This window comes from Ferroacidibacillus organovorans (assembly GCF_001516615.1).
Lineage (GTDB): Bacteria > Bacillota > Bacilli > Alicyclobacillales > SLC66 > Ferroacidibacillus > Ferroacidibacillus ferrooxidans_B.
This window is the reverse complement of record NZ_LPVJ01000020.1, coordinates 27709-47390: the sequence shown is the minus strand read 5'-3', so window position 1 is coordinate 47390 and position 19682 is coordinate 27709. Positions and strand designations below refer to the sequence as shown.

The 19682-nt window shown below is 54.5% G+C and carries 17 protein-coding genes; 15 read left to right on the top strand and 2 right to left on the bottom strand.

Translation table 11 applies throughout. The features are described from left to right. Nucleotides 1–93 precede the first annotated feature (93 nt). Complete coding sequence (locus tag ATW55_RS06955) at nt 94–756, bottom strand: hypothetical protein (RefSeq protein WP_067714681.1); 663 nt, start codon at nt 754–756, stop codon at nt 94–96. A 418-nt stretch (nt 757–1174) separates the two neighbouring features. Between ATW55_RS06955 and ATW55_RS06950 the strand changes: the two genes are divergently transcribed. From ATW55_RS06950 to ATW55_RS06905, 10 genes are all read left to right on the top strand, one after another. After that, complete coding sequence (locus tag ATW55_RS06950; protein WP_067714677.1) at nt 1175–2002, top strand: electron transfer flavoprotein subunit beta/FixA family protein; 828 nt, start codon at nt 1175–1177, stop codon at nt 2000–2002. A gap of 113 nt (nt 2003–2115) precedes the next feature. Further along, nucleotides 2116–3168 (top strand): electron transfer flavoprotein subunit alpha/FixB family protein, encoded by a 1053-nt coding sequence (locus ATW55_RS06945; RefSeq protein WP_067714693.1) that lies wholly within the window; start codon nt 2116–2118, stop codon nt 3166–3168. Between the two features lie 31 nt (nt 3169–3199). After that, nucleotides 3200–4504, top strand: coding sequence for an FAD-dependent oxidoreductase (locus ATW55_RS06940; RefSeq protein ID WP_235587034.1), 1305 nt, complete (start codon nt 3200–3202; stop codon nt 4502–4504). Beyond that, on the top strand, nt 4501–4782 hold the full coding sequence (locus ATW55_RS06935; RefSeq protein WP_235587033.1) for a ferredoxin family protein: 282 nt from the start codon (nt 4501–4503) through the stop codon (nt 4780–4782). Before ATW55_RS06940 ends, ATW55_RS06935 begins: the two co-directional genes overlap by 4 nt. A gap of 123 nt (nt 4783–4905) precedes the next feature. After that, complete coding sequence (mtnA, locus tag ATW55_RS06930; RefSeq protein WP_153005043.1) at nt 4906–5937, top strand: S-methyl-5-thioribose-1-phosphate isomerase; 1032 nt, start codon at nt 4906–4908, stop codon at nt 5935–5937. 106 nt (nt 5938–6043) lie between these two features. Next, nucleotides 6044–7159 (top strand): HD-GYP domain-containing protein, encoded by a 1116-nt coding sequence (locus ATW55_RS06925; protein WP_067714664.1) that lies wholly within the window; start codon nt 6044–6046, stop codon nt 7157–7159. Nucleotides 7160–7254: 95 nt separating this feature from the next. Beyond that, entirely contained in the window at nt 7255–8223 is a 969-nt protein-coding gene (gene trxB, locus ATW55_RS06920) for a thioredoxin-disulfide reductase (protein ID WP_067714661.1), read from the top strand. A gap of 95 nt (nt 8224–8318) precedes the next feature. Continuing rightward, a complete protein-coding gene (locus ATW55_RS06915) occupies nt 8319–9536 on the top strand; it encodes a GerAB/ArcD/ProY family transporter (protein ID WP_067714658.1) in 1218 nt (405 codons plus the stop codon). After that, nucleotides 9529–11004 carry a spore germination protein gene (locus tag ATW55_RS06910; protein WP_067714655.1) on the top strand — a complete coding sequence of 492 codons (1476 nt, stop codon included), beginning with the start codon at nt 9529–9531 and terminating at the stop codon, nt 11002–11004. Before ATW55_RS06915 ends, ATW55_RS06910 begins: the two co-directional genes overlap by 8 nt. A gap of 5 nt (nt 11005–11009) precedes the next feature. Then, complete coding sequence (locus ATW55_RS06905; RefSeq protein WP_160327185.1) at nt 11010–12191, top strand: Ger(x)C family spore germination protein; 1182 nt, start codon at nt 11010–11012, stop codon at nt 12189–12191. A 21-nt stretch (nt 12192–12212) separates the two neighbouring features. On the opposite strand, the gene ATW55_RS06900 is transcribed toward ATW55_RS06905, so the two are convergent. After that, on the bottom strand, nt 12213–13112 hold the full coding sequence (locus ATW55_RS06900) for a 1,4-dihydroxy-2-naphthoate polyprenyltransferase (protein WP_235587032.1): 900 nt from the start codon (nt 13110–13112) through the stop codon (nt 12213–12215). Nucleotides 13113–13329: 217 nt separating this feature from the next. Between ATW55_RS06900 and menB the strand changes: the two genes are divergently transcribed. The 5 genes from menB to menH are packed head-to-tail and all read left to right on the top strand — an operon-like array spanning nt 13330 to nt 19670. Continuing rightward, on the top strand, nt 13330–14142 hold the full coding sequence (menB, locus tag ATW55_RS06895) for a 1,4-dihydroxy-2-naphthoyl-CoA synthase (RefSeq protein ID WP_067714649.1): 813 nt from the start codon (nt 13330–13332) through the stop codon (nt 14140–14142). Nucleotides 14143–14154: 12 nt separating this feature from the next. Continuing rightward, nucleotides 14155–15660: an o-succinylbenzoate--CoA ligase gene (gene menE / locus ATW55_RS06890; RefSeq protein ID WP_067714646.1), complete on the top strand. Its 1506-nt coding sequence runs from the start codon at nt 14155–14157 to the stop codon at nt 15658–15660. Beyond that, nucleotides 15651–17123 carry an isochorismate synthase gene (locus ATW55_RS06885; RefSeq protein WP_067714643.1) on the top strand — a complete coding sequence of 491 codons (1473 nt, stop codon included), beginning with the start codon at nt 15651–15653 and terminating at the stop codon, nt 17121–17123. The genes menE and ATW55_RS06885 overlap by 10 nt, the downstream gene beginning before the upstream one ends. Next, nucleotides 17113–18849 carry a 2-succinyl-5-enolpyruvyl-6-hydroxy-3-cyclohexene-1-carboxylic-acid synthase gene (gene menD / locus ATW55_RS06880; protein WP_067714640.1) on the top strand — a complete coding sequence of 579 codons (1737 nt, stop codon included), beginning with the start codon at nt 17113–17115 and terminating at the stop codon, nt 18847–18849. The genes ATW55_RS06885 and menD overlap by 11 nt, the downstream gene beginning before the upstream one ends. Continuing rightward, entirely contained in the window at nt 18846–19670 is an 825-nt protein-coding gene (gene menH, locus ATW55_RS06875; RefSeq protein WP_067714637.1) for a 2-succinyl-6-hydroxy-2,4-cyclohexadiene-1-carboxylate synthase, read from the top strand. Before menD ends, menH begins: the two co-directional genes overlap by 4 nt. Nucleotides 19671–19682: the final 12 nt, after the last annotated feature.

Here is a 19682-nt window from a genome sequence, read left to right as displayed (position 1 = left end):
CATGAACCGCCGTATGCGGACCCGCATGTACGGTGGTGTGAGAGGTCGGGGGCTAGGCGCCCCCTCCTACTCGATTGTGAGGACAGTAGGACATCACAACTTTTTGCCGATCATCCGCTCCACCTGTTTGGTGAGAATGGCTGTACTCGCGTGATGTTTTTGGTGTTTTGCGCGATAGCCCACCAGATCGCTGATCAACACAGATTCTTTTACGTGGGCGGCATTGGCCATCTGTAAGATCGTTTCGTGCGCGCGCATGTCCGCTCTTACTTTGACAGGCGTTGTGTGCAGGATTGTCGCAACCTCTTTGATCATTCCGCCGGAAAGTGCGGCATTTTTATGCGCTCCCAGTTGCGTATTGACAATCAGGTGCGGGAGCATCGCGTCCGCGCTTTTCTCGAGGTCGGCAGCTTGAGCGGCGCTCAGGTGGTGCGCTTTTTGTGACTTGGCGACATCCGCGCGCACGATGGCACTCAATTCGCTCAAGAGTTGCGTCTTTGTGTGTTTTTCCTTTGTCGCGATCGTTAGAAGGGATTCGTGGTGTTTTAGATCGCGATGTAGCATTTGTGGCTTGAGATGAAGAAATGCGGAAAGTTGCGGACTGTAGGTGATTTTTTTGACGATCGACAGGGCGGTCGGCGGATGCGTGTGCGGTTTGGTGACTTTTGCGAATACGCCAGTCTGGCTCAGTACGAGCCCAGCTGCCGCTAAGAGCGCCGTCACACCCATGATGCTTTTTTTATGTTGAATTTTCATTAAAATATCCCCCTTGGGTTGGAATCGCGTGAAGCGTTTCTTGTACTTCCAAACTGTACGTGGTGTGGATGAAAATGGGCTTTAAGACGTCAATGGAAATCTGAAGATCGCAGGTATGTTCAAAAGTGTGCAAATCATCGGCATACACTATTGATTCAAACGTAGGGAAGGTGTAACCTCGAGGTAGCAGAAGGTGTGACGATTGCTTGATTATATAAGGAACGTTCAGATTTATCGTGAAATATACTGGAGAAGGTGGGAATCGTCCGCACGCTGCTGTCTCATAGATTGTGAACGATTTCACATATCGAGGGAGGGTGGGACGTTTTGTGTACCGCCGTGAATCGCCAGATGTACCCAAATGGATTCGTTGACACGGCGCAGTGCGATATGACGGAAAACGCGGAGGTAGGTTTCGATGCACATCGTGGTTTGCATCAAACAGGTACCCGATAGTCGAGAGATTCGCATTGACCCAGTGACCAACACGCTTGTGCGCCAGGGCGTGCCTGCGATCGTGAATTTCTACGACCTGCACGGACTCGAAGAGGCGCTGCGCCTAAAAGATGAAATGGGCGCGCGCGTGACGGTTGTCTCGATGGGCCCGCCGTCTGCTGAAAAAGCGCTCAAGCAATGCATTGCGATGGGCGCAGATGAGGCTGTGCTCGTCTCGGACCGCGGTTTTGCAGGGGCGGATACGCTGGCCACTTCGTATGTGGTGGCGCTCACCATAAAAAAGGTGGCGCAAGAGATGGAACCGGTGGATATGGTCTTTTGCGGGAAGCAAACACTTGACGGCGATACCGGGCAGGTGGGGCCGGGGGTCGCGTGCCGGCTTGACTACGATCAGTTGACGTATGTAGAAAAGGTGCTTGACGTCGATCCCGTCGCGCGCACGGTCACGGTCCATCGCCATTTGGAGGATGGGGTCGAGGTCGTGCGCACCAAGCTTCCCGTTTTGATGACAGCGCTTACAAATCTGAACAAACCGCGCAGGGCGAGTCTCCCAGGTGTCCTGCGCGCCGCGAAATACAAACCGATCGTCTGGACCACCAATGACTTTCCCGATATTGATCGCGCAAAGATTGGCTTGCGCGGATCGCCGACGATCGTGAGCAAGACGTGGGTTCCTGAACCGCGCACGGTCAACACAGAAATGATCGAGGCGCCAGACGTGCGTGAGACGGTGGCGGTGCTTGTTGAAAAACTCTGGAACACAGAGTTGCCGGCGCGCTTGGGCTGGTGACGGACGGATCAAACGGGGTGAGATCGATAATGGAAGAAACAGGAAACACCCAAGAAACGAAGAAAGATGCGTCTGCGCGACCGGCGCGTCGACCGAAAATTGAAGAGCCTGTCATGGATTTTTCTGCGTATCGCGGCATTTTGATTGTCGTCGAACAGCGCGCAGGAACCGCCAAGAACGTCTCGTGGCAGTTGCTTGGCGAGGCGCAGCGACTCGCACAAAAGCTTGACGCGCCACTGATGGCCCTGGTCATCGGGCATGAAGTCGAGCCGCTCGCACGCGAGGCGATTGAGCGTGGCGCCGATCGGGTGTATCTCTGTGACGCCAAAGAGCTAAAAGACTACCGCACGCGCCCGTACAGCAGGGTGTGTCTTCACGTCATCGAGCAGGCGAAGCCAGAGATTGTCTTGATGGGTGCGACGTATACAGGGCGCGATTTGGCCGGCGCCATTGCAACGCATCTGCCAACCGGGCTGACTGCGGATTGTACGCAGCTTGACGTGGATGAAAACCGTTTGCTGCTCGCCAGTCGGCCTGCATTCTCTGAGAAGATGCTCGCGACCATTTTATGCAAGCAGTATAAGCCGCAGATGGCGACGGCGCGCGCCGGTGTGTTCATGGCGCTGCCGCGCGATCCTTCGCGCAGCGGAGAGATTGTGCGCATTTCGCCCCAGATGAATCCAGACGAGATCGCGACAGAAGTGCTCGATTTCTTGCGCGAGATGGGCCGGGTCAACCTTGAAGATGCAGAGGTGATTGTCGCCGGCGGGCGAGGACTGGGGGGGCCTGCCCCTTTTGCGCTGCTAAAGGATCTTGCCGACGCGCTCGGCGGTGTCGTCGGCGCGTCACGCGTTGCCGTCGAGGCGGGATGGATCGATCACGACCACCAAGTGGGGCAAACGGGGACGACGGTTCGCCCGAAGCTCTACATCGCGGTGGGCATCTCAGGTGCGGTGCAGCATCTTGTCGGCATGCAGCATTCTGACGTGATCGTGGCGATCAACAAGGATCCTGACGCACCAATCTTTCGCGTGGCAAACTTTGGCATCGTCGGCGACTTGTTTGAAATCGTTCCCGCGCTCACAAAAACGGTGATCGCAAGGCGCGGTCTCCCATTTTCGCAGAGTGAGAAGGCAGACAAAGCGGTCAGTGGAGAGGCCGTTTAGCGCGCAGTGCCCGATGGAAGGGGGATTTTACGTGGCAAATGAACATTTTGACGCGATTGTCGTTGGCGCAGGCCCTGCAGGCAGCGCCGCCGCTTACACGATGGCCAAAGCGGGACTCTCCGTGGTCTTGATGGAACGGGGCGAATTTGCTGGTGCAAAGAACATCTTTGGCGGTGTCATCTATCGCAAACAATTGGAAGACATCATCCCGGAGTTTTGGAAAGAGGCGCCGCTTGAGCGCGAAGTCATCGAACAGAGACTGTGGCTGCTCGGTGAACAGTCGGTCGTCACGTTTGGCCACCGCAACGAGGCGTTCAAACAGCCGAGCAACTGCTGGACGGGACTGCGCGTTAAGTTTGACCAGTGGTTTGCGGGAAAAGCGGAGCAGGCTGGCGCTTTGGCCATCTACGAAACTGTGGCGACGGAACTGATCAGGGAAGGCGACCGTGTGGTCGGTGTGCGTACGGATCGCGAGGATGGCGATCTCTACGCGAGTGTGGTGGTCGTCGCAGACGGCGTCAACTCGCTGCTTGGCAAAGCGCTTGGCATTCACCGCGAGTGGGCGCCGGACGAGGTTTCACTCGCGGTGAAAGAGGTGATCGCGCTCCCCAAAGAGAAGATCCTGGATCGGTTTAATCTCGAAGGCAATGAAGGTGTGACGATTGAACTGGTTGGACAGACGCACGGCATGGCAGGGCTTGGCTTTCTCTACACCAATCAAGAATCGATCTCGCTTGGTGTCGGGGTGATGGTCAGCGATTTAAAGAAAAAGAACATCAAACCCTACCAAGTGCTGGAGGGCCTCAAGGCGCACCCGATGGTTAAGCGACTCCTGCAAGGTGGAGAGACAAAAGAATACTCGGGGCATCTCATTCCAGAGGGCGGGTATCACAGCATCCCTTCTCTCTGCGGAAACGGCTGGGTGATCTGCGGCGACGCGGCACAGTTGGTCAATTTTGTGCACCGCGAAGGAACGAATCTCGCGATGACATCAGGCCGCTTTGCGGGAGAGGCGATCGTTGAGGCGCACCAGCGCGGAGATTATTCAAAGGCAGGGCTCGCGGGATATGACCGTCGCATCGCCGCATCTTTTGTGCATAAAGACCTGAAAAAATACCAGGGCATGCACGCGCTTTTGCGCGATGTCGATCCGACGATCATGTTTGACAAACTGCCTTATGCGGTAAATGAGGCAGCGTATCAGATGCTTTTGGTGGATGGCGTCTCGAAAGCAGAGAAGCAGCGCATGGCGCTGCGCGGGATCAAAAACGCGACAGGTGGCTCCATGAACCTTCTGAAGCTGGGATACAAAGGATGGAGGGCGATCAACGGATGAACAGTGTTGCGGATCGTTTGTACACCATTCGCTTCAAAGTGGATGAGAAATCGCATCTCGTGATTGACGATCAACAAACGTGCCTTGCGTGCAAGACGAAGGAGTGTACACATTTTTGTCCGGCGGATGTGTACGATTGGCATGAAGATGAGAAGATGACGTCCGTTGCGTTTGAAAACTGCATTGAGTGCGGCACGTGTCGGATCGGCTGTCCTGAACACAACATTTCTTGGGTGTATCCAAAAGGCGGTCACGGGATCACGTACAAGTTTGGTTAGGCAGACTGCACCGCGTTGTGCCATATAACGCGGTGCGATGCAGTGCGATGATACTGCGCTGCACTGAGCGCTTCCCTTCGTGTTATGATAGAGATTCGATATCATGATGCGGAGGGATTTTTCATGCATGACGTGCGGCCTGTTGAACTGAGGGAAGCGGAGGTAAGGATGATTGATCAGCGGCAGTTGCCTGAGAAACTCGTCTACGTGGACGCGAAAGACGCGCGCGAGACGGCGGAGGCGATCCGTGCGATGGTGGTGCGCGGTGCGCCGGCAATTGCGTTGGCTGGCGCGTTTGGGTTTTATCTCGAGGCGAGCCGCCACATTTCGGAGTCGGCTGACAAACTGGAAGAAGTTCTTGTAAAGGCTCATGCGCTGCTGCTCGCTTCGCGGCCGACGGCGGTGAATTTGAGTTTTGCGCTGACGCGCATGATGAACACGTTTCACACGCTTGCATTGCGCGAGGTTCGTGTGGACGAAATCGTGCGCGGTCTTCGCGCAGAAGCGCTCGCGCTTCAGGCGGAGGACGAAGTGGCATGCCGGCAGATTGGAGAGCATCTGCTCACGCTCTATGAAGAGGGCATGGGCGTCTTGACGCACTGCAACACAGGGGGGCTTGCGACGAGTCGCTACGGGACTGCGCTTGCCGGATTCTATCTCGCCAAGGAGCGGGGGATGGCGCTGCGCGTGTATGCGGATGAGACGCGACCGTATCTTCAGGGCTCGCGCTTGACGGCGTGGGAATTGCAGCAGGCGGGCGTTGACGTCACCGTGATCTGCGACAACATGGCGGCTGCGGTAATGGCGCAGGGTTTGGCTCGTGCAGTCGTTGTCGGAGCGGATCGCATCGCGGCAAACGGGGATACGGCTAACAAGATCGGGACGATGGGATTGGCAATTTTGGCTCGCCATTTTGGGATTCCATTCTATGTGGCGGCGCCCGTGTCGACGATTGATCCGCGGACACCGACGGGTGCGGAAATTCCAATCGAGACACGGCCAGAGGATGAATTGACTGTCATCCGCGGCGCGCGGATCGCACCAGTTGGCGTAGCGGCATACAATCCTGCGTTTGACGTGACGCCAAGCGATCTGATCACGGCGATCATCACAGAGATTGGGATTTATCGCGCTCCTTATGCGTTTTCACACTGATGCCCGTACGGGATGGCTGTGTAAAAATAAGGATAGACAACATGAGGGATTTGCCTCTATAGTATGGACAGTATAATATGTTGGATCTTCGGGAGGTAAACCCTGCGTGCCGCGTCAAATCTCGACTGCGCTTCTACGGCCCGGCATGGTTCTCGCGCGAAGCCTCTACGATGGACAGGGTCGCGTCCTTCTACAGAAAGGGATTTCGCTCAAGGATCGCTATATCGATAAAATCAAAACTGGATATGCCTCCATATATATTGAAGACGCGATTTCAGAAGGGATCGAGATTCCTCAGGTCATCACGGAGCAGTTGCGCTTTCAGATGCAGCAGACGCTGGCGAGCGAGTGGGACGAGATTCAGAAAACCCTGAGCGTGCAGCGCCCAATGTCGAGCAAACTCTTCGCAAAGTCGCTGCGCGAACAGGTGAAGCAACTGATCCAGACGGTTCAGCACACCACGATTATCAAGGAAGATCTCGCGTCACTCGCTGGGTATGACAATGTGACGTATGTGCACTCCATGAATGTTGCCATTTACTCACTGCTCATCGGCGCCTCGCTGTTTTTGTCTGACAGTATGATGCTCGATCTTGGTCTTGGCGCTTTGCTTCACGACATCGGAAAAATCTTTATTCCTTCGGAAGTTCTTAATAAACCGGACAAGCTCACCGCAGATGAGTATAAGATCATGCAGACGCATGCCGAGTTAGGGCACAACTTTTTGGCGAAGCAGCCGGAACTCTCTTATCTTGTCGCACATTGTGCGTTTCAGCACCACGAGCGGCTGAATGGAAAGGGATATCCGCGCGGGCTGCGCGGAGATGAGATTCACCTGTTTGGGCGGATCATCGCAGTGGCGGATGTGTATGATGCGATGATTATGCACCGCCCGTACCGACGCGGAATGGTGCCGAGTGAGGCGATGGAGTATCTCTACAGTCGGGCCGACACAGAATTTGATTTAAAGATTGTCTCGCTGTTTAGCAAGCGCGTCGCGATGTTTCCCATCGGTTCTGAAGTTCATTTGAGTGACGGCCGCCACGCGGTTGTCGTCGAACTGCACGAGAACATACCGGGCAGGCCGATTGTCCGCGTTTTTCAAGACGCCAATGGTAAAGAGGTAAATCCCTATGCGCTTGACTTGGCGACACAGTTGAACATAACGATCTTGTCTTCGCTCGATGCGGCAAAGCGCACGCTCCCTGGACAATTGATTTAGGGATCGGCGCGCTTTTTTTTGCCTTTTTTCTGCGCTATAGTAGATCACAGTAATCAGCGTGTGCACAGCGACGCCGCGCGGGAGGAGAATGAGCGATGGAAAAGAAACAAAAAGTGATGATCTTGGGGACGGGGCCAGCCGGACTTACAGCTGCGATCTATGCTTCACGCGCAAACTTGAACCCTCTGGTCGTTGAGGGAAACGAGCCGGGTGGGCAACTGACACTTACGACTGAGGTTGAAAACTTTCCGGGATTTCCGGACGGGATCATGGGGCCGGAACTGATGGACAACATGCGCAAGCAGGCGGAGAAGTTTGGCGCAACGTTTGTCTCGGGTTGGGTGACGGATGTTGATATAAGCAAGCGCCCGTTTCATGTGACGGTTGATGAAACGGACGAGTATGAGGCAGATGCGTTGATTATTTCGACGGGTGCGTCGGCAAAACTTCTCGGCATTGAGAATGAGTCTGACATGATGGGGCGTGGGGTCTCGACGTGCGCGACGTGTGACGGCTTTTTCTATCGCCAGAAACCGATCATAGTCGTTGGCGGCGGCGATTCGGCGCTTGAGGAGGCGACGTTTCTCACAAAGTTTGCGTCTGAGGTAACGATTGTTCACCGCAGGGATACGCTGCGCGCTTCAAAGGTCATGCAGGATCGCGCGCGCGCGAATGACAAGATTCGCTTTGTGATGAACGTGACCCCACAGTCGGTGGCGATGGCAGATGGAAAAGTGACGGGACTGCAGGTGAAGGACAACGCGTCCGGTGCAATGCGCGTTCTGCCAGCGGAAGGGATTTTCGTGGCGATTGGGCACAACCCGAATACGGCATTTTTAAAGGGGCAGCTTGAGCTTGACGAGGTGGGGTACATCAAAACGGTCGGCGCCACGTCTGCAACGAGCGTGGAGGGAGTCTTTGCGTGCGGCGATGTGATGGATTCACACTATCGCCAAGCGATCACGGCGGCAGGATCTGGCTGCAAAGCGGCGATGGATGTGGAAAAATTCCTGGAAGGCTCTGCGACGCACGACTGGTCGGTGAGCGCAGGCGCCAAGGCGTGATCTGCACCGCAATGTGAAATCGAGAAAACAAACCCAGCGGAGTCATCTTCCGCTGGGTTTGTTTACGTCTCACGACATTGTGATGCGTTTGTTGGATGTTTCGCGAAGCAATCGCCCATCGTCAATGTCATGTTGAAGTTGAACCTGGAATAAAAACGGAGATTGTGGGGCATTCTCTCCGTGCGAAGGTTATTCTTGGCAAAATCGACGGGGATATGCGAATGGGAAGCAAAAACAGTGAATCGATCACGATTTTGCAAGCGTCCATGCTTGTCATCATTTCGCTTGCATTGCCTATCCATGTTGAATTGGTGCCCTATCTTTTGAAAACGGTGGGGCGCGATGCATGGATGGTTGAACTTGTGTGCATTCCACTTGCGATAGGAATTTGGTTCGCGATCTGGTACGTCGCGCGGCTGTGTCCCGCACGGTCGCCCATAGAACGAATACCGCCGTGGACATTGCCGTTGCTGGTCGCGCTTGCTGATAGTTATGTGGTTATTTCGCTTGCGCAAAGCTTAGACTCGTGGGAATCCTTCATTGGTGTGGTGTTTTTGCCGGGAGTTCCCCCTGCCCTTGTGGTAATTTCCTTGGTCGCATCCTGTGTGTGGATTGCCCGCCACGGATTGAAAACCATTGCTGTTACAGTGGGCTTTTTATTACCTTTTATCGTAATTTTTGGCGTGATGAATACGGTGGGAACCATTCCTGTGAAGCAGTACGGCTTACTCTTTCCTCTGTTGGAGCATGGTCTCTCGCCATTCGTTCGCGGCGTCATGCTTCCGCTTCCAATTATGGGCGAGTTCCTGATGATCTTGTTCTTCTATCATTTTATCCAGGGCAAGAATGCGTTGTCCCTTGCTCCATGGATGTGGACATTGGGAGTTCTCGCGATGATTGCAGTAGGGTTGGTCATGGGCATCCTGGCGGAGTACGGTCCCTACGAGGCTTCCCATCTACGATTTCCCGCGTTTGGGGGATGGCGTTTATTGACCTTTGGTGAATATATTGAGCGACTGGATTATTTTGCACTTTATCAATGGACCGTGGGTCTTGCCGGACGTATTATGATTCTTCTCTTTATCACAGGTCAAGTGATAAAAAATAAAAAAATCTACGTTCCCCACATGATCGGTATCGCTGCGATCGCCTCCATCCTTGTCTTGTTGCCTGTCGACGTGCATACGAAAGAGTGGCTTCGCAGCCAGTATTATTCGATCGAAGGCGGAATGGAAGTTATAACGTTCCTATTGCTCGGTATTGGTTCTTGGTTTCAGCGATCTCGTCCTTCTGGAGGAATCCGACTTGAGTGAATCACACCGACCCATTTCACCTTCGCTAGAGGAGAATGAAACGTGGTTGCGTGACGACATTCTCTCCGACTGTGAGGATATTAAAGACGTATCCATGGTGTGGGACGTAGGGGGGAAAATGCGGCGTTCCTTGTTTTTCTATATGGAGGGAACCACGGACCTGAAACAACTGGGTAAGACATTTTTCAGGGAATTAGAACCCTTGTTGGCACAATGTGTGGAGGAGAAATTCGTTGATGTCGTGAAACGCCTACGCATTCCTGAAGTTACGTACCATGAACAGTGGGAGTCGGTACTCTCGTTGCTGTTTCACGGTACGGGGGTCTTTTTTTTGGATGGTTGGGCTGGCGCCTTAGTCGTGGAACAAGTGGCAAAACCTGCTCGCTCTATTGAAGAGCCGGCAATGGAGACGGCAATTCGTGGTTCGCATGATGGTTTTGTGGAAGATGTGATGCAAAATCTGGCATTATTGAGAATGAGATTGCCCACATCAAATGTCGCATGCAAATTTTTTGAGATCGGTTCACTGACCCGCACCCGTGTTGCGCTTGTCTATCAGAAAGATACAGCATCATCCGAACTGGTCTCCACGATCCAGACGCGATTGCATGCTATACAGGTAGACGAATTGACGGAGTCCGCGCATTTGGAGGAACTCCTTGAAGATCGCAAGTTCACGATTTTCCCCCAATTCGATTACACGGAGCGTCCTTCAAAATTGGCTGCCATCTTATCGGAAGGGCGAATCGGATTGATACAGGATACGTCTGCCACTGTGCTGATTGCACCTGTTACACTCATGCAGCTTTTACAGGCGCCCGATGATTACAATGATCGATTTCCGTTTGTAGTAGTTGTTCGTATTTTACGTATGATAGGATTATCTATTTCACTGTTTCTCCCTGCTGGATACGTCGCAGCTACCGAATACCATCAAGATACGATCCCGGCGTTTCTTTTAATATCCCTGATCAATGCGCATAAAGGCGTCCCTTTCCCCACACCGCTTGAGGCGATCATTATGCTGGGACTATTTGAACTTTTTCGCGAGGCAGGGTTGCGTTTGCCGCGCGCAGCCGGCCAGACGATTGGCCTTCTTGGCACTGTGGTGGTTGGAGACGCCGCCGTAAAAGCGGGCATTGCAAGCGCGGGAATGATAGCAGTCGTAGGAATCACTGCGATAAGTACTTATGTTGTCCCAAACTATACATTGGCCAATGTGATTACGATCATTCGCATGGCCATGTTGATTCTCGCCAGTTTCATGGGATATGTGGGCATTTTGATTGGCGCCATACTCCTGATCGGGCACCTGGCGAGTTTAAATCCCATGGGAGTATCCTATCTTGCGCCTTTTTCACCATTTGTTTGGGAGGATTGGAGAGATTATATCATTCGGGTTAAGTGGACGCGCATGCGTAAAAAAAGTGCAGGTCAATCTCAAACGCGCAAACGCTCGGGTCGATGAAGTTTATGTCCCATCGAGTGAACGCTGTGTGGAAATTGGCTGCCTGTGCGGTTATATCTCTCTTGCTGACAGGGTGTTGGGATTCTGCCGATCTGGACAATATTACTTATGTACACAGTCTGGGCGTCGATTATGATCACGGTCGCTATCGAATTTGGCTCGGCCTCATCGACCCGACAAAATCGGGGATTGACGAATCAAAATCAAATGGCGAGGCTGCACGCGCGCTTTGGGTGGTGTATGGTACAGGGAAGAGTTTTCTTGAAGCGGTCAATGCGATTTATCCATCCAGTCCCAAAAGGGTGTCTTGGTCCCATTTTTCTTTGCTGATTCTCCACGAGAATATTCTGCGCGGCCCCTATGAAGACGTCATCAAAGCGCTTACGCGCTACCGGGAGGTGCGGTATACGTCATGGGTTTATGGAACAAAAGACCGCATGGAAGATTTATTCACTGCGAATCTGCCTACAGAAAATAATCCACTCTATTATTATGTTTCGAATCCGAAACGGGTGCAACAATTTGGATACGTGGTGCCTTCCTTGCGATTGAATGAATGGATAAGAGACTTGCGAGAACCAGTGGGATCCGCCATGTTACCTCAAATGGCCTTGAATCATCAACGAGGCGTTCACTGGCCAAGCGCTAAGGACAAGCCCTATGATGAATTATTGCTTCCAACGGTTGGTATATTCCGTCACGAGAGATTCATGGGATGGCTGTCGCACCGCGATATGCTCGGGGTATTCTGGGCGCGAACCGGTGGAACGCGGATTCCGCTGTTTTTGCCCCCGGCAGCGGGCTCAACGGAACAAGTTATTCTTTATGCACATCATTTTCACGTTGAGATTCATCCGATTCAACGCAGGCATCACTGGACCTATGATTTGAAAATCAGCGGCCCTGTGGATCTCGCGCAGGCAGGACAGGGACGCTCTGAAAAGGAAATCATCAAAATAGCTGAGCGTGTGATCGATAGAGATATCCGTCGAACGTTTCGAACGGGCGCTGAGCATCGTGTAGACATTTTGAATTTTACCCAAAAAGTCTACCGGGGCGCCTTGATCCTCTGGCCGCCAAATACGAGACAAAAGCTCCTTGACAGTCTTGAATTGCGTCCAGACTCCCTGCGAAATATAAATATCCATTTGACGCTTGTGCATACGGGTATGCGAAAGTTCGATTGAATTCCATAAAAATCACATTTCTCACGGCGTTGTAATGCGTGCGATGAGCAGGCCGACAAAGAGAAGAAATCCAAAAGCGATAAGTGTTTTAGACGTATTCTCAAACGAAGCTTGAAGTTCATCGCGCGTCTTTGCGGCGAGAAATTGACGCGGTACTCGTGCGGGTAAAGGGGCACTCAAGAGTGACAGCAGCGCCCACGACGGGAGCATGCGCGCGAGGACGAGCGCGATGAGAATGAGATAGGAGAGTGCAAACGCAGTGCCAAGCACTGCGACCGCGCGCGTTTTTCCAAGCAGGATCGGCAGTGTTTTGCGGCCGCCGGGGCGGTCGTGCTCGAGATCGCGAAGGTTGTTGGCGAGGAGAATCGCCGCGATCAGCAGCCCAACCGGGACAGACACCCACCAGGCGACGGGTGACAAATGACCGGCTTGAATGAAATAGGCGATCAGAATGATGACGGGTCCCATCGCCACGCCTGCCGTCACCTCGCCAAAAGGTGTCGAGGAGATCGGTTTTGGCCCGCCTGAGTAGAGGTACATAAAAAGCATCGATGCGGCGCCAAAGACAGCGACCCACCACGAGGTGCTGGCGCAGATGTAGATGCCAAGCAAAAGCGCAATTGTCAGGGTCACCCATGTGATGATGAGCACCGTGCGGGGAGACATGTTGTCGCGCACGATCGCGCCGGCGATCCCGGTCATCTCTTTTGAGTCAAGACCGCGTACAAAATCATAGTACTCGTTGACCATGTTGGCCGCTGCCTGAATCAGCATGGAAGCGATGAGCATGCTGAGAAAAAGGGATGTGTGCAGCGGATGGTGCAAAAGCGCTGCACCAGTTCCTACGAGAACAGGTGTGACGGACGCGGTCAGCGTTTTGGGCCGCAATAGATTCCACAAGGTGTTTCGGAATGAATTCAAGAATGACGTCCTCCTTCGGGACATACCATAGCAAAATTTAGCAGCGGTGAAAAGGCGGTTTTGGCGAAGACAATGAATGGAGTTCAAAAAAACTCCACGATTGTGCGTATAACAGACTCGCGAGTCTGTTATACTTGAGCAAGAACAGACTGGCTGGTCTGCACGGTGAGTCGAGTCAGGGTCGCGGGGTGTGATCCGGGTAAAGGGGTGCTGTGTAATGCATTGGGAAACTGCTCATGAATATGAAGATATCCGCTATGAAAAGGCGTCAGGAATCGCAAAGATTACAATCAATCGTCCGGAGGTGCGAAACGCTTTTCGTCCGAAGACGGTGAGTGAACTGATTGATGCGTTCAATCGCGTGCGCGATGACAGTGAAGTGGGCGTTGTCATTTTGACGGGAGAAGGAGATCTTGCGTTTTGCTCTGGCGGTGACCAGCGCGTGCGCGGACACGGCGGCTACGTCGGGGATGACGAGATTCCGCGCCTCAACGTGCTTGATTTGCAGCGGCAGATTCGCATGCTGCCAAAAGCGGTGATCGCGGCGGTGGCGGGTTATGCGATCGGCGGCGGTCATGTGCTTCACTTGGTGTGTGACTTGACGATTGCGGCGGAGAATGCGCGCTTCGGGCAGACGGGACCGCGCGTCGGGAGCTTTGACGCGGGGTATGGGACAGGCATTCTCGCACGTACGATCGGGATGAAGCGAGCGAAAGAGATCTGGTTTCTATGCCGCCAATACGATGCGCACGAAGCGTACGACATGGGGCTTGTGAACAAGGTTGTGCCCGTGGACAGACTGCAAGAGGAAGCTGTTTTGTGGGCGCAGGAGATCCTTGAGAAATCACCGATGGCAATCCGCTTTTTAAAAGCGTCGTTCAACGTGGACACGGACGGATTGGCGGGGCTGCAGCAGATGGCGGGCGACGCGACAATGATGTTTTACATGACGGAAGAGGCGCGCGAAGGGAAAAATGCATTCTTGGAGAAGCGCCAGCCAGATTTTTCGAAGTTTCCACGTTTGCCATAGGCGGCATGCATCATGAGTGAACAGGGGATTTGCGAAAAAGAAGCGTTTTTAGCAGACAGTGTGGTGGGTGAGTGGGTCGAAGATTGGCTTTATGCGCTGCGCCATATGGAAATACTCGCGATAGAGCACGAGGATCAGCCAGTCTCCTATCGCGAATTGGCCGCGCGCGTCGCTTCGCGCGCGGCGTTTTTGGAAGAACGGGGCGTCGCACGTGGAGAGCGCGTCGCAGTACTCATGACGCACGGGCTGCTTTTTGCGATCACGCTGCACGCGCTGCGCTATCTTGGCGCGGTGATTGTGCTGATAAACGCCCGCCTCTCATTAGAAGAGATGGTGTGGCAGGTGGACGATGTCGAGGCGCGCACACTGCTTTGTGACGAGGCGCATGAGGCGCAGCGCGTCGCGATCAGTGAACGGCTTGCACACGTTCGCGCGTGGCGTTGTACAGTTCAAATGGAAGAAGGGGCGCGCGTGTTTATACCTGCGCCCGTCTGTCTTTCTCATGTACAGAGCATCATCTACACCTCGGGGACGACTGGACGTCCCAAGGGTGCGCTTCTCACCTACGGCAACCATTTCGCTAGCGCTGTCGCCTCGGCGTTGCGCCTCGGAATGCTCCCGACCGATCGCTGGCTGACTGCCTTGCCGCTGTTTCACGTCGGCGGGCAGGCCGTGCTCATGCGCAGCGTCATCTATGGCACGGCCGCGGTTCTGCAAGATCGCTTTGATGAAGCGGCGCATCGCGCGCGGCTTTTGCGGGGAGACATCACGATGGTCTCTGTGGTGGCGGCGACACTCCAGCGCATGATGGATGATGAGGTCGCGTTTCCTGCGGCGCTGCGCGTTGTGCTTCTAGGCGGGGGCCCTGCGCCTGTGCCGCTTTTAGAGCGGTGCATCGCGCGGGGCGTCCCGGTTGTGCAGACGTATGGTCTCACGGAGGCAAACTCGCAGGTGGCGACGTTGCGCCCGGCGGAGGTTTCCTCGCGCGTAGGTTCAGCGGGGCAACCGCTGATGAGAACGAATGTGCGCATTGTCGATGGGCATGGGGAGTGCTGCCCGCCGAATGGGGTTGGAGAGATTCAGATCAAGGGACCGACGGTTTGCGCCGGGTATTGGCAGGAAAAAACGGTGCGCAGCGCGCTCGCGGAGGACGGTTGGTTTCACACAGGGGATCTCGGATATCTCGATTCACAAGGATATCTCTTTGTGCTTGACCGGCGTAAAGATCTGATCATTTCAGGAGGAGAGAATATATACCCGGCCGAAGTGGAAGCGGTTCTCCTGTCCCATCCGTCTGTCATTGAGGCAGCGGTCATCGGTCGTGACGACGCGCGGTATGGGCAGGTTCCCGTCGCCGTTTTGGCAGTTCATCCTGCCTATAATGAATCGGCGCTCCTTTCGTTTTGCCGGGAGCGGCTGGCTGGCTACAAGGTTCCAAAACATTTCCTCGTCGTGGATCGTCTGCCGCGCAACGCGGCCGGGAAGTTGTTAAAAAGGGAGATGCGGTTATGGCTTTAACCCTTCATCACGTCACAGTCGAAGAGGTGTATGCACATCTTGAGCCTCTTTTGCAAAAAGGGGCGTCTGAGGCGCAGCGCAAGGGGCACAGTGTGATGATTTCTGTGACTGTGCCCCTTACTTTTGAGGGCAGATTGGCTGCCATCATTGATATGGGCCGTCAAGATGCACAATTTGCGACGTACTGGAGTGACGGGCCAAACGGTCTTGAGCGCGCGACGTATGGTGAGACGGCGCTTGAGATCTATTCAGGCGCGCGCGCTTTTGATCGCGCGTCGAATGCGAGTGCGCGATTGTTTCAGGATGTCATCACAGAAAGGGCGGCGCGCACGACGGCGTTTCTCGGGACGGCATTTGACGTTTCGCGAAAGCGTGAAGCGCCCTGGGAACGCTGGCCTGATGTCCTTCTGGCGATTCCGATGTTTTCGATTGAGCGCGAATCATCGGCGCGCGCCTATCTCACGGTCACACTGCGCGTGGGACAGAATGATACGCTTCGCGATATAAAAAAAACGACAGATCAGGCACTGCGCAAGCTGCTTGAGTTGAGTACGCACAAGCGCGTGCGGCAACGCAGAGCAAGTGAATCTGATGATGTGCGCATCGGTGACGTTCAATCGTCAACCGCTGACCGCGATGAGGCTTTTCGCACGCTGGTTTCGCAGGCGACGGAGGACATGCGCAAAGGATCCTATGAGAAGGTGGTTCACGCGCGCATGGTGGATGTAACACATCGCGTGACGACATTTGCGACAACCCTTGAGAATCTCGCCTTTGACTATCCGAGTTCTACTGTTTTTGGCATCGCGTGGCGCGGGGATGTCTTTTTAGGCGCAACGCCTGAGCGTCTTGTCGGCATGAAGAAGGGTCAACTTTTCATTGATTGTCTCGCAGGCACGGCGCCGCGTTTTGTGGATCGCGCGCAGGATGAACAGGCGGGACAGGCGCTGCTTGCAAGCAATAAAGACCTGCATGAACACCGTCTTGTGCTTGCAGGGATCGAGCATGCGCTAGAAGGTGTGGCGACGAAACCTGCATACCAGGAGCCGCAGCTCAGACGTCTGCCTAATTTGCAGCATCTCTACACACCCGTTCGCGCGGAGGCTTTGCGCGATGTGACGATCGCTGCGGTGGCTTCACGCCTTCAACCGACGCCAGCCGTGGCGGGCTATCCGCGCGCTAAAGCTGTTCGCGTGATTCGCGAGCGCGAGGCGATGGATCGCGGTTGGTATGCGGGAGCGCTTGGATTCATCGAGCGGGATGGCTCAGGTGAGATGGTGGTTGCGCTTCGCAGCGCGCTTGTGCGAGATGAACGCGCCTATTTATTCGCAGGCGCCGGGTTGGTTGCAGACTCTGATCCCATTCGTGAAGAGAGTGAGACGACGCTCAAGATGCAGGTGATGAAACGGGAGCTTTGTCTGTCGGAGGATGTGACTACAAAGGGGGATGCGCGTGAGCAGTGACGGGCATTTAAAGCCGGTCGTCGCATTTGTCGATCAACTGGCGCAATCAGGGGTAAAGCATCTGTGCATCTCGCCGGGTTCGCGTTCTACGCCACTGACCATTGCCGGGGCGCGGCAGGCCGGGATTGAGATTTACACCATTCTTGATGAACGGTCTGCCGGTTTTTTTGCATTTGGTCTCGCCAGACGAAGTGGCGAGCCGGTGGCCCTTGTCTGTACATCGGGAACAGCCGTCGCCAACTACCTGCCCGCGGTCATTGAGGCCTATTATTCGCGTGTACCGCTGCTTGTGATCACGGCAGATCGGCCTGCTGAACTGCGCGAACAGGGAAGCAATCAGACGATCCGTCAAACGGGGATTTTTTCCGGCCACGTAAAGTGGGAGTATGAGATGCCCACGGCGGAAGACTCGCCTGTGCTGATAAAGCATGCGCGTATCGCGGCGGCGCGCGCAGTTGCCGCGGCGACAGCGAGCCCGGCGGGGCCTGTGCACGTAAATTATCCGTTGCGCGAGCCGCTCTTGCCGCCTCGCGAGGTGGAATTGCAGAGCATGCCTCTCTCTTTTTATGCGGGCGTGCTGCATCCGGACCCGCACGCCATCACGCGCGTTATGAAACGGCTGGCAGAGGCCCGTCGCGTTTTGATCGTGAGCGGACCTCAGTCGGAGTCCGCTGCGCGTGCCATCGAGAGGCTCGCGGTGAAACTAAACGTAGTCATTCTTGCCGATCCACTTTCCGGGCATCGTGCAAATGGTAGTTCAAAGACGCCTGTGCTTGCACATGCGGATGTGTGGTTGCGCGCAGGCCATTCGTCACTTGACGAGGTCAGACCGGATGTGATTCTTCGATTTGGCAGAGCGCTCACCTCTAAATCGGTGGGGCAAGCGCTGGCGGCCTGGCAAAATACATGGCAGATTGTGGTCGAAGAAAGCCATCTCTGGAGCGATCCACAGGAGTGTGCCGCCGAGATTGTTCAGGCGAATCCGGTGAGCTTTTGTGAGGTGCTCGCGTCTGCCTGTGATGATTTTGCGCAAATGCGTGATTTGCGCCGCGCCTACGCTTTTCAGCTCATGGAGCTTGACCATGCTTGCAGAGAAGGCCTGCGCGAGCGCATGGACGGTCTCGAACCTTTTTTCGAGGGGCAGCTCTTTTTTGAATTGGCTCGTTTGCTCCCTGATGACACGAATCTTTACGTGGGAAACAGCATGCCGATTCGCGACATGGACAGCTTTTTCCCTGTTACTTCCACTCGTCTGCGTGTCTTTGCAAACCGCGGCGCAAGCGGGATTGACGGCGTCGTCTCAAGCGCGGTTGGAACAGCCGCCTATCAGCGCGAGAAAACGGTCCTCGTCATTGGCGATCTCTCGTTTTTTCACGATCAAAACGGCTTGCTTGCCGCCTGTCACTATCACATACCCCTGGTCATCGTCCTCGTGCAAAATGACGGGGGAGGCATCTTTTCCATGCTACCGCAGGCTACACAGCAGGATGTTTTTTCATATTTCGAAACGCCGCATGGACGCGATTTTCAACATACGGCTGCGCTCTATGGCGCGCACTACACACGCGCCCGGGACTGGGATGATTTCCGTGAGGCTCTGCATGCAGGACTTATGCAAGAAGGATTGACGCTGCTACAAATTGACACGGATCGAGCAGAGAACGCGCGCTTGCACCGCGCGGTGCTTGCGCCTTTTGGTCATGCGAGTGAGGATGGCGCATCGTGAAAGCTTTTTCTGTGACGCTAAGAGGCGTTTCTTATCACGGGATCGAGGTTGGGAGTGGGCCGCCTCTCGTGTGGCTGCACGGCTGGCTGGGAACGGCCGAAGAGTATTTGCCTTTCATGGAGGCATTTTCCAAGTCACATCGCTCTCTCGCACTCGATCTTTTGGGTCATGGCAAAACGCAAGCCAAACTCGCGCAGGAGCGGTATGCGATGGAAGAGCAGGTCGCCGATCTTTCCGCATTTCTCCAAAAATTAAACGAACCTGTTGTACTCATCGGTTATTCCATGGGGGGGAGGCTTGCTCTTCGCCTTGCACTCGCCATGCCGTCGCGAATCTCTTGTCTTATCTTGGAAAGCGCTTCGCCGGGCATTGAACGATTAGAAGATCGCGTGGCGCGATTGCGACTGGATCAGACGCGAGCGGTGCAAATTACACGCGATTTTCCGGCGTTTCTTGCCGCGTGGCAAGGAATGCCGCTGTTTTCTTCGCAGCGTGGCATGGATAAAGAAGATTATGAGAAACTTCTTGCGCGCAAACGCGCGCAGTGTCCAGCAGGCGTCGCGCGCAGCATGCTTGGCATGTCGCAAGGGTTTGGCGTGCCAGAGTGGTTAAAAATGCGACTGTTTCGTTCGCCTGTGAAACTCTTGAGTGGAGCGTACGACTCCGCATACGTCGCTTTGGGTGCACGCCTAGCAGAACAGTTTCCCTGTGCAAAGCAGTATGTGATCGAGAAGGCAGGGCATCACATTCACGCTGAACGGCCTAGCGAATTTTTGCGTGTTTTGGGAGAAATTCTGTTATACCATGCAGAAAGTTCATAAATATACCGCTTA

What these genes read in the sequence shown, in the direction of transcription:
- ATW55_RS06955 (WP_067714681.1), bottom strand. Translation starts at nt 756, where the DNA reads ATGAAAATTCAACATAAAAAAAGCATCATGGGTGTGACGGCGCTCTTA.
- ATW55_RS06950 (WP_067714677.1), top strand. Translation starts at nt 1,175, where the DNA reads ATGCACATCGTGGTTTGCATCAAACAGGTACCCGATAGTCGAGAGATT.
- ATW55_RS06945 (WP_067714693.1), top strand. Translation starts at nt 2,116, where the DNA reads ATGGATTTTTCTGCGTATCGCGGCATTTTGATTGTCGTCGAACAGCGC.
- ATW55_RS06935 (WP_235587033.1), top strand. Translation starts at nt 4,501, where the DNA reads ATGAACAGTGTTGCGGATCGTTTGTACACCATTCGCTTCAAAGTGGAT.
- mtnA (WP_153005043.1), top strand. Translation starts at nt 4,906, where the DNA reads ATGCATGACGTGCGGCCTGTTGAACTGAGGGAAGCGGAGGTAAGGATG.
- trxB (WP_067714661.1), top strand. Translation starts at nt 7,255, where the DNA reads ATGGAAAAGAAACAAAAAGTGATGATCTTGGGGACGGGGCCAGCCGGA.
- ATW55_RS06915 (WP_067714658.1), top strand. Translation starts at nt 8,319, where the DNA reads ATGTTTCGCGAAGCAATCGCCCATCGTCAATGTCATGTTGAAGTTGAA.
- ATW55_RS06905 (WP_160327185.1), top strand. Translation starts at nt 11,010, where the DNA reads ATGTCCCATCGAGTGAACGCTGTGTGGAAATTGGCTGCCTGTGCGGTT.
- menB (WP_067714649.1), top strand. Translation starts at nt 13,330, where the DNA reads ATGCATTGGGAAACTGCTCATGAATATGAAGATATCCGCTATGAAAAG.
- menE (WP_067714646.1), top strand. Translation starts at nt 14,155, where the DNA reads ATGAGTGAACAGGGGATTTGCGAAAAAGAAGCGTTTTTAGCAGACAGT.
- ATW55_RS06885 (WP_067714643.1), top strand. Translation starts at nt 15,651, where the DNA reads ATGGCTTTAACCCTTCATCACGTCACAGTCGAAGAGGTGTATGCACAT.